Origin of the sequence: Paenibacillus stellifer, assembly GCF_000758685.1 — a bacterium.
GTDB classification, from domain to species: Bacteria; Bacillota; Bacilli; order Paenibacillales; family Paenibacillaceae; genus Paenibacillus_AQ; species Paenibacillus_AQ stellifer.
The window spans coordinates 1,112,350-1,125,400 of record NZ_CP009286.1 but is presented as its reverse complement, the minus strand read 5'-3'; the positions used below and the strand labels follow the sequence as shown (position 1 = coordinate 1,125,400).

The window sequence follows — 13,051 nt, the reverse complement described above, 5'->3', positions numbered from 1 at the left end:
AAGAAAACGATTACAAAAGTGTAACCAGGAAGGATGCGTGCCGCCCATGTCATTTGACATTGTGGATGCAACAATCGACGATCTTCAAAAGGCCATGAACGCCGGCGGGCTTACTTCACGCGAACTGGTGCTGACCTATCTTGAGCGGATTGCCGAGCATGACAAGAACGGCTTGACCGTCAACTCCGTGATCGAAATCAATCCCGACGCGCTGTTCCTCGCGGAAGCGATGGACCAGGAGCGCAAGCTTCTCGGTGCCCGCGGTCCTCTTCACGGAATTCCGGTCCTTCTCAAGGACAACATCAATACGGGAGACCGTATGCATACAAGTGCCGGCTCGCTGGCGCTTGCGGATTCGTATGCCGGAGAGGATGCATTCATCGTAGCCCGGCTCCGCGAAGCCGGAGCGGTCATTCTTGGGAAGGCGAACATGACGGAGTTCGCCAATTTCATGACCTCCGGGATGCCCTCCGGCTACAGTTCACGCGGCGGACAGACCCTGAATCCCTACAACGTCCTGATGCCGACGGGGGGTTCAAGTGCCGGCTCCGCCGTGGCGGTAGCCTGCAATTTTTGTACCGTGTCTGTCGGTACGGAAACGTCCGGCTCCATCCTGAATCCCTCAAGCCTCGGCTCCATCGTCGGCATTAAGCCGACAGTCGGCCTCCTTAGCCGATCAGGGATTCTGCCGCTCTCCTCCTCCCAGGATACAGCCGGGCCTATGGCGAGAACGGTCCGCGACGCTGCCCTGCTGTTGAATGCCATGCTCGGCCTCGACGATTCCGATGCCGCGATGGGCGCCGGGGCCGGCAGAAAGTACGGCGATTATACCGCCTTTCTCGACGAGAACGGGCTGAAGGGCGCCCGCATCGGCGTTCCCCGCGACTATTACTTCGAGGAAGTCGGGGAAGCACGGACGGAGATCTTCAATGCCGCCGTCCGCCTTATGAAAGAGCGCGGTGCCGTCATAGTGGACCCGGCCGACATTCCCACAGCGCGGGAGATCCGTTATTCGTCCGTACTGCTGAACGAATTCAAGACCGCGCTGAACGGCTACCTGGCCAAGCTCGGCCCGGGCGCGCCCATGCGCACTTTGAAGGATATTATCCGCTTCAACGACGCCCACCCGATGGAGACGCTCCGCTACGGCCAGTCCACTCTGCTCGACGCCGAATACCGGACATCGGGGGCCTTAACGGAGCCGCAGTATTTGCGCGACCGGGCCCTCGATCTGAAGCTGTGCAAGGAGGAAGGTATCGACGCCGTCATGCGGGAGCACCGCCTGGACGCGCTGCTGTTCCCTGCCGACTTCGGCTCACGCATCTCCGCCCGCGCAGGCTATCCGTCGGTCATCGTGCCCGCCGGCTACACCTCTGAGAACGAGCCGCTCGGTGTCACATTCTGCGGCCCTGCCTACAGCGAGCCTACACTCATCCGGCTGGCCTACGCCTACGAGCGGCATTCGAGGGCCCGCCGGGCGCCATCGCTGCGCAGCCTGATCTAAGCACCGCCCTGTCCCGGACAGGGCTTTTTCGTTGTCCAGTTACTCCGGTTGCTGGGAATCATAGTCTGCCATCTGCCGCTCCTCGTCCGCCATGCTCTGGATATCCTCCATTGTGACGATCAGGAGCGCATAGCCCGACTCCTCATGCAGCTTGAGCGCTTCTTCCTTGATGTATTTCGGGCTTCCCTGCGCCGCCTCCTCGTCATAGACGAGCAGGATGCCGTCGCTTTTGCGCATGAGAAGCTCATCTCTGGCCCTGAATTGCCAGCTTCCCTCGAAAGGACGCTTGCTGATCGAGCCGTAATAATCCGCTCTGGCTACAATCCGGCGGAATTCCTCTTGCTTCTCTTCCTTCCAGCGGCTCTCCGGCTCAGCATGGGCGGCAATGATGCCCAGCCTAAGCTCCGGATAGAGAGCTTTCAGTTCAAGCGCCGTCTCGCATGCCCATAGATCAACGCCGTACTGTCCGGGCGTAATGATCCACTCCAGCCCTTCATCCAACAGCGGCGTGATTCGGGCGGCCAGCGCTTTTTTAATATAAGGAATGCCGGGATGCTTGCTGCTGAAAATGCCGATCTCATGTGCCCGGTAGCCTGTAACGAGCAAGGTCTTCACTGCTGTTCCTCCTCCTTCCGTTAATCAGATGTTCATCAGGCTGATGTCCGCCTAATCCGCGCTGTAATCCGCGCCTTCACACTCGCTTAAATTATTTAAAATCAAACCATGTAGACAGCACGCTGCCGGTGCTTTCGGTTTCCGATTTTCCCGTCATTTCCGCTAAGCTTCTTTGCTCTTCTCATTGACGCACTTTATCTATTATAGCGCAAATATGTAGTCCGGACGGCTTTCTTCGGTCGTTTCTTGAAGTGTCCGAATACAAAAAACCACTGCTGAATACTCAGCAGTGGTTCATGTGCTTGGCAGCGTCCTACTCTCCCAGGACCCTTCGGTCCAAGTACCATCGGCGCTGGAGGGCTTAACGGTCGTGTTCGGGATGGGTACGCGTGGAACCCCTCCGCCATCGCCACCAAACGGGCATTTGCGGTACAAATGCATATTCAGGCTTGATCACCTGAAAACTGGATCGAAACGAATCTTGCGTTCTTTTGGATAAGCCCTCGACCGATTAGTACTGGTCAGCTCCATGCATTGCTGCACTTCCACCCCCAGCCTATCAACCTTGTCGTCTTCAAGGGGTCTTACGTATTGGGAAATCTCATCTTGAGGGGGGCTTCACGCTTAGATGCTTTCAGCGCTTATCCCGTCCGTACATAGCTACCCAGCCGTGCTCCTGGCGGAACAACTGGTGCACCAGCGGTACGTCCATCCCGGTCCTCTCGTACTAAGGACAGCTCCTCTCAAATTTCCTGCGCCCACGACAGATAGGGACCGAACTGTCTCACGACGTTCTGAACCCAGCTCGCGTACCGCTTTAATGGGCGAACAGCCCAACCCTTGGGACCTACTTCAGCCCCAGGATGCGATGAGCCGACATCGAGGTGCCAAACCTCCCCGTCGATGTGGACTCTTGGGGGAGATAAGCCTGTTATCCCCAGGGTAGCTTTTATCCGTTGAGCGATGGCCCTTCCATGCGGTACCACCGGATCACTAAGCCCGACTTTCGTCCCTGCTCGACTTGTGGGTCTCGCAGTCAAGCTCCCTTCTGCCTTTGCACTCTTCGAATGATTTCCAACCATTCTGAGGGAACCTTGGGACGCCTCCGTTACGCTTTAGGAGGCGACCGCCCCAGTCAAACTGCCCGCCTGACACGGTCCCCGTACCGGATTACGGTACCAGGTTAGAACCTAGATACGATCAGGGTGGTATCCCAACGTCGCCTCCACCGAAGCTGGCGCTCCGGCTTCCAAGGCTCCCACCTATCCTGTACAGATCGTACCCAAGTTCAATATCAAGCTGCAGTAAAGCTCCATGGGGTCTTTCCGTCTTGTCGCGGGTAACCTGCATCTTCACAGGTATTAAAATTTCACCGGATCTCTCGTTGAGACAGCGCCCAAGTCGTTACGCCATTCGTGCGGGTCAGAATTTACCTGACAAGGAATTTCGCTACCTTAGGACCGTTATAGTTACGGCCGCCGTTTACTGGGGCTTCGGTTCACAGCTTCGGGTTACCCCTAACCGCTCCCCTTAACCTTCCAGCACCGGGCAGGCGTCAGCCCGTATACTTCGCCTTGCGGCTTCGCACAGACCTGTGTTTTTGCTAAACAGTCGCTTGGGCCTTTTCACTGCGGCCCCCTCGGGCTATTCACCCTACCGAGGCACCCCTTCTCCCGAAGTTACGGGGTCATTTTGCCGAGTTCCTTAACGAGAGTTCTTCCGCGCGCCTTAGAATTCTCTTCTCGCCTACCTGTGTCGGTTTGCGGTACGGGCACCTTCTCCTGGCTAGAGGCTTTTCTTGGCAGTGTGAGATCATGACCTTCGCTACTGTAAGTTTCGCTCCCCATCACAGCCCAGCCTTATGGTGTACGGATTTGCCTATACACCAGCCTCGCTGCTTGGACGGACATCCATCAGTCCGCGTCACTACCCTCCTGCGTCCCCCCATTGCTCATAACGGATTATGGTGGTACAGGAATATCAACCTGTTGTCCTTCGACTACGCCTTTCGGCCTCGCCTTAGGTCCCGACTGACCCTGAGCGGACGAGCCTTCCTCAGGAAACCTTGGGCTTTCGGCGGATCAGATTCTCACTGATCTTTTCGTTACTCATACCGGCATTCTCACTTGTATGAAGTCCAGCTGTCCTCTCGGTCAACCTTCAATCCGCATACAACGCTCCCCTACCCCTGGATCGACTTCACTCCTGCCTCGAAGCCTTGTGTTTATCCCCTGGGAACCATTTGGCCTCAAGCCTGGATAACCGGCTCTTCGGCAAATATGTTCTTGTGATAAACACCGCCTCAAAGAAGCAGTGAAGTCGATCCAAGCCATAGCTTCGGTGGTGTGTTTAGCCCCGTTACATTTTCGGCGCAGAGTCACTCGACCAGTGAGCTATTACGCACTCTTTAAATGGTGGCTGCTTCTAAGCCAACATCCTGGTTGTCTGTGCAACTCCACATCCTTTCCCACTTAACACACACTTGGGGACCTTAGCTGATGGTCTGGGCTGTTTCCCTTTTGACAATGGATCTTAGCACTCACTGTCTGACTCCCGGTTAATCAGTCTATGGCATTCGGAGTTTGACTGAGCTTGGTAACCCTTGCGGGCCCCGCACCCAATCAGTGCTCTACCTCCACGACTGTCATTTCCGAGGCTAGCCCTAAAGCTATTTCGGGGAGAACCAGCTATCTCCGAGTTCGATTGGAATTTCTCCGCTACCCCCACCTCATCCCCGAACTTTTCAACGTTCGTGGGTTCGGGCCTCCAGTGCGTGTTACCGCACCTTCACCCTGGACAGGGGTAGATCACACGGTTTCGGGTCTACGTCCACGTACTCAAGTCGCCCTATTCAGACTCGCTTTCGCTGCGGCTCCGGCTCCTCGCCTTAACCTTGCACGTTAAACGTAACTCGCCGGTTCATTCTACAAAAGGCACGCCATCACCCCTAAAATGGGCTCTGACTTCTTGTAAGCACACGGTTTCAGGTACTCTTTCACTCCCCTTCCGGGGTGCTTTTCACCTTTCCCTCACGGTACTGTTTCACTATCGGTCGCCAGGGAGTATTTAGCCTTGGCAGATGGTCCTGCCGGATTCATACGGGGTTTCACGTGCCCCGCACTACTCGGGATCCGTCTCGGAGGGAACAGACTTTCAACTACAGGGCTTTTACCTTATCCGGCGGGCCTTTCCAGACCTCTTCGTCTACCCTGTTCCTTTGTAACTCCATGTGAGACGTCCCACAACCCCAGGGAGCAAGCTCCCTGGTTTAGGCTGTTCCGCGTTCGCTCGCCGCTACTGACGGAATCACTCTTGTTTTCTCTTCCTCAGGGTACTTAGATGTTTCAGTTCCCCTGGTCTGCCTCTTCATTGCCTATGTATTCAGCAATGAGTGACTGTGCATTACCACAGCCGGGTTTCCCCATTCGGACACCCCCGGATCAACGCTTGCTTACAGCTCCCCGAGGCGTTTTCGTTGTTCGCCACGTCCTTCTTCGGCTCCTGGCGCCTAGGCATCCTCCGTGTGCTCTTACTAGCTTAACCAACGCTCCGGCGTTTGGCTGTTTCTGCTCCGCTTGGTGGAACCTCTTCTCCGCCGCTTACGCTGCTTCGAACACCGTTTCCATCCAAATTCGCTCCAACATCCAAACCCCTTCGCTCTAAGCATCACTTACTTCAACTTGCTAGACACAAGTTTCAGCTAAAAGATGTTCTAAAACGCAATTTTCGTTTCGGTATCCAGTTTTCAAGGATCAAGGTTCTTGCTGTTGAGAGCTTGAACTCTCAAAACTGACCAACGAGTGAGCAAGTTGGAAGCTAAGCTTCCGATTTGAATGTTTCCGCTACGGGAAACGATTCTCCATAGAAAGGAGGTGATCCAGCCGCACCTTCCGATACGGCTACCTTGTTACGACTTCACCCCAATCATCTACCCCACCTTCGGCGGCTGGCTCCCTTACGGGTTACCCCACCGACTTCGGGTGTTGTAAACTCTCGTGGTGTGACGGGCGGTGTGTACAAGACCCGGGAACGTATTCACCGCGGCATGCTGATCCGCGATTACTAGCAATTCCGACTTCATGCAGGCGAGTTGCAGCCTGCAATCCGAACTGAGACCGGCTTTATAAGATTGGCTCCACCTCGCGGTTTCGCTTCCCGTTGTACCGGCCATTGTAGTACGTGTGTAGCCCAGGTCATAAGGGGCATGATGATTTGACGTCATCCCCACCTTCCTCCGGTTTGTCACCGGCAGTCACTCTAGAGTGCCCAGCCTGACCTGCTGGCAACTAAAGTCAAGGGTTGCGCTCGTTGCGGGACTTAACCCAACATCTCACGACACGAGCTGACGACAACCATGCACCACCTGTCTCCCCTGTCCCGAAGGCCTACGCTATCTCTAACGTATTCAGGGGGATGTCAAGACCTGGTAAGGTTCTTCGCGTTGCTTCGAATTAAACCACATACTCCACTGCTTGTGCGGGTCCCCGTCAATTCCTTTGAGTTTCAGTCTTGCGACCGTACTCCCCAGGCGGAGTGCTTACTGTGTTAACTTCGGCACCAAGGGTATCGAAACCCCTAACACCTAGCACTCATCGTTTACGGCGTGGACTACCAGGGTATCTAATCCTGTTTGCTCCCCACGCTTTCGCGCCTCAGCGTCAGTTACAGCCCAGAAAGTCGCCTTCGCCACTGGTGTTCCTCCACATCTCTACGCATTTCACCGCTACACGTGGAATTCCACTTTCCTCTTCTGCACTCAAGCCATCCAGTTTCCGATGCGACCACAGGTTGAGCCCATGGTTTAAACACCAGACTTAAATCGCCGCCTGCGCGCGCTTTACGCCCAATAATTCCGGACAACGCTTGCCCCCTACGTATTACCGCGGCTGCTGGCACGTAGTTAGCCGGGGCTTTCTTCTCAGGTACCGTCACTTCTCTAGCAGTTACTCTAGAGAACGTTCTTCCCTGGCAACAGAGCTTTACGATCCGAAAACCTTCATCACTCACGCGGCGTTGCTCCGTCAGGCTTTCGCCCATTGCGGAAGATTCCCTACTGCTGCCTCCCGTAGGAGTCTGGGCCGTGTCTCAGTCCCAGTGTGGCCGTTCACCCTCTCAGGTCGGCTACGCATCGTCGCCTTGGTGAGCCGTTACCCCACCAACTAGCTAATGCGCCGCAGGCCCATCCCTCAGTAACAGATTGCTCCGTCTTTCATCCTTCCTTCAGGCGAAGAAAGGAATTATCCGGTATTAGCTACCGTTTCCGGTAGTTATCCCAGTCTGAAGGGCAGGTTGCCTACGTGTTACTCACCCGTCCGCCGCTAAGTTAATCCGGAGCAAGCTCCTTCATAACTCCGCTCGACTTGCATGTATTAGGCACGCCGCCAGCGTTCGTCCTGAGCCAGGATCAAACTCTCCATTAATGAAAAGCTGATTTGCTCATTTTGAATCTGACGAGAATTAAATTCTCTTTAAATACTCACTCGTTGTTCAGTTTTCAAAGATCAAGCTTCATAAGACTTTCATCGTCGCTTATCTTTCGCATCAGCAACTTTTATATCTTACCACAACCAAGTGATTCATGCAAGCTTTTTTATTTCTTTTTTTGAATCAGCAGCTCGTATTTCTTGGCCGGAATAAGAATATAACATATCATCCTAGCAGATAGCAAGAATTTTTTTAGAAGAGTAAAAAGATCAGCAGTTATTCAATCCAGACAATAACCGAACTCCTTGAAGAAATGTTCTGTAAGCCTCGCATAGTACTCGGCGCTGACCTTATGCCGGGCTCCTCGGAGGATTTCTTTCATATAATGAGCCGGAGGCGCCGTTTCTTCCTTTTTATCCACCACAACAAAGCACACCGCATCGACGATGCTGTCATCCATCCGTACAGGCACAACTGCAGGGCGATAGATCCCTTCCTCTACACCCTCTCTTTGGTATAAATATCCTTCCAGACACTCTTCGGGGATACGGTACAGTATGCCTTCGACGCTCCCTCCCGTCTCAACGATATCGGCCCGGCTGCCATCCGCCAACGGGAGTGTAAACTGCAGGCTAAAACCAGGCAGCACAGCCGCGCCTTCCACAGGCCGAAACCAGCCGGCGACTCCAGCCGCTTCAATGCGCTCCGTATCCATACAGCTTCCATAGGCAAAGTAATACAGTTCCTTTTCCTTCCTCAGCCTGTACAGCTTCCAGTCTCCGCCGGAAATAAGTGGATAAATATGATCCCGCCTGTACACGTAGATCCAAGCCGGAATCTGCCCAAGATCGGTCTGAACCTGTGTCCGGACCCGCTCGTACTCGTTGTTGTCCGCATCAGGACCATAATAATCCTCCAATTCATCCAGAGCGGCGAGGACGTCATCCGTCACTTCATATACTTCACCGGCAACTGATCCGCTGCTAACCTCCACCAGTGCAGGATATCCAAGCCCCGTATCGACGATGATGCCCTCCACCCGGGCCAGCATGGCGACAGGACGGCTGTTCTCAAGCAGGTGGTGATATCTCTCCCCTTGACGCAGCGTTCCATATACAAAGACAAGCTCCATTTCTTCCCCTCTCCTCTCATTTCACATACATAGTTACAAATCCATCGGGTTACATTAAGCTTAACTTTTGCCCGAAAAGGAGGCCCATCATGGACAGCACCGGACAATATGTGAAAAAGCTGAATGAGAACCAGGAAAAAGCCGAGAAGAACAGAGCTCGCGCCAAAGGCAGTCCCGGCACCAAAACCCAGAACAAGCAGCACAGCACCAATAAATAGAACAACGCCCATCCATAAAAAATAGGCAAAAACGCCCCCTTTGACAAGGCAGGGCGCTTTTGTGCTTGAACTTGTTGTTGTTTACAGCCAAGGCTTATTACAACCAGGAATCATACGCTCCCGATGCAAGCTCGTTCTCCGAAATAACGGTATAGCCCTCCCGTCTAAGAAGAGCCGCCGTCACGCCGTCACCGGAAACCTTCGTTCCCTCGAAGCGTCCGTTATAAATCATGCTGCTGCCGCAGGAAGGACTGTTCTCCTTCAGCACAATCAGCTTGGCGCCGTGCATGTGGGCTATCTCCAGCGCTCGATAAGCGCCGCTGACAAACGCCTCCGTCACATCATGTCCGGAACGGTCGATGACCTTGGCGTTGCCTTCGAGCACATCTTCCCCGGTCCCTCCTACAATCTCGGCAGGTTCGCGGGGAGTCGGGCAGCCGCCGAACACCTCCGGACAGACGAGCACCGCCTTCTGGTCACGGGCCAGCTTCCGGATTCGCTCAACGATATTATGCGAGCCGTCATAGCGGCATTCCACACCGGCCAGGCAAGAGCTGACGATGATCACGCAGGTACCCTCCTTTGGCCGAAAGCGCGGCAGACCGTTTCCTTGTCCTATTTGACCGAAGACCACTTGCTCTCCAGCCACTTGTCGAAATCGTCGCCTTTAACGCCTTCATAGGTGTCATAGATGTCGATTCTCATCTTCTTCAGCTTCTCCTTGAACTCCTCGTAGGAGTGGTCACGGGGAAGGCTCTTCTTGATCCGGAGCAAAATTTTGGATAAACCCTTGAACAGCTCGGGCTTGTCCTTCGAAGGGGCCTGCACCTGCTCGCCGAACGCAAGCAGCTTGCGGTATGCAGCTTCCTGTACGGTGTAGACCGGATCGCTCTCAGCCAGACGCGTCAGGATGTCGATCACCTGCTTGTGAGGATGCTTGCCCAGTTCCTCCACGGCAGACAGGCGCGCGCGCCAATCGGCGGATCGTCCTGCGGCTTTTTTGAGTTCGGCATAATTCTCCGGAAGTCCATCTTCGGCCCCGGTCTGTTCCACTTTGGATTCTTCAGTATTCAAACGGCAAAATTCCCTTCTGTTATCGGCTTGTGATAGGGATATTGTAGCGCAAGCGGCAGGGTGAACTCAATGTCCGGGAAAATCCCTATGCTTTTCAAGGCTTTCAGCCGCCGTACAATCGCCGCTGTGTGATATGGAATATCTAAACCCACTACTCGGCTTCGTTATACTTCCGGGACGATCCTTTAAACCTGTCAACCGGATACTTGGCCTCATTCTTCTCGATTTTGTTCAGAATCATCTGCTCAATGGGGATGCCCAGATTATCGGCCAGCAGTACTGCATATATCATAACGTCCGCCAATTCATCCTCGATGTTCGTCATATTTTTGGCAATCGCCTCGTCGCTGGTCTTCCATTGAAAATTCTCCAGCAGTTCAGCCGCTTCAAGCATCAGGGAAATCGCGAGGTCCTTCGGGTTGTGAAATTGTTTCCAGTCTCTCTCATCACGAAATTGAATAATTTTCTCGATTGTTTGGTTCATAACAAATCCTCCCAAATCTTAATGCTGCTGCACTTATTATAAAGCAATTCACAGCTGACAAGGGCGGCTTGCACAAGAAAAAAAGCACATCCCCAAGGAAGTGCCTTTGATCACTTATTTCGTAAAAAGCGTTATTGGACGCTTATCCTTTCTGACATTCAGCACATGGTTCACGGACTCAATAGTAATGTCCATGTCATAATGGCGTCCAGACAGGACGCCATTGGGTTGCAGCTCTAGCGTACCTCAATCTTGCCCTTCCGGTAGAACATGGCGCCCACCGCGAAGGCCACGGCACCCCAGAGGGCGAGAATTCCGATGCCGCTCCAGAAATCAGGGCTGGTAATGCCCGAGCCGTACACCATGCCGTCCCGCATGCCCTCAACGAAGTAGGTCAGCGGAATAAAGCGGGTCACCGGCTTAAGCCAATCCGGCAGACTGCTGGTGGCGAAGAAGACGCCGCTGATGAACATCATCAGGAAGCTCGTCAAGTTCGCGACGCCCATATAGGATTCGATCGATTTGCTGAAGGAGGAGATCAGATAGCCGATTGCATTGAACGCCAGAACGCCGATGAAGAAGGCGATGATGAGCACCGGGATGTTGATATCGAGACTGGCGCCAAAGCCGTACACACCGATCACCGTCAGCAGCACGATCTGCACAAAACTGAGAACGAAGCGTACCAGCATCCCTCCCATCCCGTACAGCCCCATCCGCAGAGGCGTCATACGCAGGCGCTTCAGCAGGCCGGATCTGCGGATCTCAACCATATCCACCATGCCGAACAATCCGGCCTGGGCCACCGAAAGAGCGATCATTCCCGTCAGCAGAAAATCGGCGCTCCCAAGCTCCCGGTCCGCGCTCGTGACAGAAGAGGTCTGCAGATGATAGGCCGGTTCCACCCCGGCTGCTTTAAAGCTGGCGCTTGTCGTATATTGGTCCAGGATGCCGCGGATCGCCTGAGTCGTCGCACTGCTTGCGTTCTCGGCGTTCACGACCAGCTTGATGTCTCCGGTCCCGCTCTCCGGAAGAATGATGGCCGCGTCAATATCTTTCTTTTTCACCCATTCATCGGCCTGATTAGCGCTTACCGGGGCATCGGATTTCCACTCGAAGACCGGGATTTGCTTAAGTCCGGCAGCCAAAGATTCTCCGGCGCTCCCCGCCGGATTTACCAGAGCGACCTTGGCTTTGAAATCATCGCTGCTTCCGGCCCCAAAGATCACCATGAACAGTACCATCAGAATGACTGGAAAGAACAAATTCCAGAACCAGACGGCCTTCTCGCGGAACATCGTTTTGAGCTGGGCGACGAACAGCTTCCACAACTGTGTGCCTGTGCTCATCGGTCAGTCCCTCCATTCCTTGCCCGTGAAGGCGATGAATACGTCCTCCAGGCTCATTTCCCGAATCGATACATGCTGGGTCCGGAAGCCTTGCTCCTTCGTGAAGCCAAGCAATATGTACAGCGCCTGTTCCGGCTCCGGCGACCACAGGGTCAGCTTCTCACCTTCCCGCTCCAACCGAAGAATCTCCGGCACTCCCCGAAGTGCTTCCTCTGTCCGGGCAGCGGCGTCCGCGCCCTCCAGAAAGCTGAGGCGTACCTCCCGCTCCCGGGTAAGCCGTCCGATCAGCGCCTCCGGGGTGTCGAGCGTAACGACCCGGCCGGCATCCACAATGCAGACGCGGTCGCTAAGCTTCTCCGCTTCCTCCATATAATGGGTCGTCAGAATAACGGTCTTCCCGATCTCCTTCAGCTGGAGCACGATGTCCCAAATATTCCGCCGGGCCTGAGGGTCCAGTCCGGTTGTCGGCTCGTCCAGAAAAATGATCTCCGGATCGTTGATCATCGCTAGACCGATCGCCAGCCGCTGCCGCTGACCGCCGGACATTGACTTAACCCGCTTGTTCCGGTGCTCGGTCAGATTGATCATGCCGAGCACCTCTTCAACCGGCTTGCTGCGCGGATAGAAGGACGCGAACAGATCCAGGTTCTCCTCAGCGGTCAGCAGATCGAACAGCGCGCTCGACTGCGGCTGTACGCCGATCTTCGTCTTGATTTCGCCTGCATTCCGGCTCCAGGACAACCCCGAAACGGTTATTGTTCCCGAATCGGGCGGCAGAAGGCCTTCGATCATTTCCAACGTCGTCGTTTTGCCCGCTCCGTTCGGACCGATAATGGTGAAGACCTCCCCCCGGTTCACCATGAAGCTGATGTCTTCAACCGCACGCACTTCACCGAACGCCTTCTTTAATTGATTGACTTCAAGCACCGTCAAACGGTATCCCTCCCAAGCTCCGTTTCTCTTGACACAGGTCCATTATATGCCAGGGGTCGCCGGAACAGGGACGGTCCTTGAACCGATTTTGCCCTAGGTCCCGGGATGTAGGTGACAGATGTCTGGAGAGGCCATGATGGAAGGAAACGCGAAATGAACGGGATCGCTTAATATGCGAATCGCGCGATGAGCGGAAACACGCAGGAAAGTCCGGTTCGGCCGGGGAGTGGAAGAAATACGAAGAAGTCCGTTCTGGCCGGAGAATCGGCTGAAATACGAAGAAGTCCGTTCTGGCCGGAGAATCGGCCAGAGCGGACC

Annotated in this window: 9 protein-coding genes and 3 rRNA genes; 2 read left to right on the top strand and 10 right to left on the bottom strand. The window is 54.6% G+C overall.

The window, feature by feature from the left end:
• The first annotated feature begins 46 nt into the window (after positions 1-46).
• Positions 47-1,504 (top strand): amidase family protein, encoded by a 1,458-nt coding sequence (locus PSTEL_RS05185; protein WP_038693945.1) that lies wholly within the window; start codon positions 47-49, stop codon positions 1,502-1,504.
• 39 nt (positions 1,505-1,543) lie between these two features.
• On the opposite strand, the gene PSTEL_RS05180 is transcribed toward PSTEL_RS05185, so the two are convergent.
• The 5 genes from PSTEL_RS05180 to PSTEL_RS05160 all read right to left on the bottom strand — a co-directional run bounded on the left by PSTEL_RS05180 (position 1,544) and on the right by PSTEL_RS05160 (position 8,675).
• Positions 1,544-2,119, bottom strand: coding sequence for an SLOG family protein (locus PSTEL_RS05180; RefSeq protein WP_038693943.1), 576 nt, complete (start codon positions 2,117-2,119; stop codon positions 1,544-1,546).
• Positions 2,120-2,419: 300 nt separating this feature from the next.
• Positions 2,420-2,536, bottom strand: a 5S ribosomal RNA gene (gene rrf / locus PSTEL_RS05175).
• Positions 2,537-2,610: 74 nt separating this feature from the next.
• Positions 2,611-5,662 (bottom strand): 23S ribosomal RNA (locus PSTEL_RS05170).
• A gap of 322 nt (positions 5,663-5,984) precedes the next feature.
• Positions 5,985-7,539: ribosomal RNA gene (locus PSTEL_RS05165) — 16S ribosomal RNA — on the bottom strand.
• The 16S, 23S and 5S rRNA genes sit together here, the layout of an rRNA operon.
• A gap of 284 nt (positions 7,540-7,823) precedes the next feature.
• The gene (locus tag PSTEL_RS05160; RefSeq protein ID WP_038693941.1) at positions 7,824-8,675 is read right to left on the bottom strand and encodes a gamma-glutamylcyclotransferase family protein; all 852 of its coding nucleotides are present in this window, start codon (positions 8,673-8,675) and stop codon (positions 7,824-7,826) included.
• An 89-nt stretch (positions 8,676-8,764) separates the two neighbouring features.
• Between PSTEL_RS05160 and PSTEL_RS26760 the strand changes: the two genes are divergently transcribed.
• Entirely contained in the window at positions 8,765-8,893 is a 129-nt protein-coding gene (locus tag PSTEL_RS26760) for a DUF4023 family protein (RefSeq protein WP_038693939.1), read from the top strand.
• A gap of 97 nt (positions 8,894-8,990) precedes the next feature.
• Here the strand turns inward: PSTEL_RS26760 and PSTEL_RS05150 are convergent, their stop codons facing one another.
• From PSTEL_RS05150 to PSTEL_RS05130, 5 genes are all read right to left on the bottom strand, one after another.
• On the bottom strand, positions 8,991-9,461 hold the full coding sequence (locus PSTEL_RS05150) for a 2-thiouracil desulfurase family protein (RefSeq protein ID WP_038693938.1): 471 nt from the start codon (positions 9,459-9,461) through the stop codon (positions 8,991-8,993).
• Between the two features lie 47 nt (positions 9,462-9,508).
• On the bottom strand, positions 9,509-9,967 hold the full coding sequence (locus PSTEL_RS05145; RefSeq protein WP_245625084.1) for a HEAT repeat domain-containing protein: 459 nt from the start codon (positions 9,965-9,967) through the stop codon (positions 9,509-9,511).
• Positions 9,968-10,118: 151 nt separating this feature from the next.
• Entirely contained in the window at positions 10,119-10,451 is a 333-nt protein-coding gene (locus PSTEL_RS05140) for a nucleotide pyrophosphohydrolase (protein ID WP_038693936.1), read from the bottom strand.
• 236 nt (positions 10,452-10,687) lie between these two features.
• The gene (locus PSTEL_RS05135) at positions 10,688-11,800 is read right to left on the bottom strand and encodes an ABC transporter permease (protein WP_038693934.1); all 1,113 of its coding nucleotides are present in this window, start codon (positions 11,798-11,800) and stop codon (positions 10,688-10,690) included.
• A 3-nt stretch (positions 11,801-11,803) separates the two neighbouring features.
• Positions 11,804-12,727, bottom strand: coding sequence for an ABC transporter ATP-binding protein (locus PSTEL_RS05130; protein ID WP_245625169.1), 924 nt, complete (start codon positions 12,725-12,727; stop codon positions 11,804-11,806).
• Positions 12,728-13,051 lie beyond the last annotated feature (324 nt).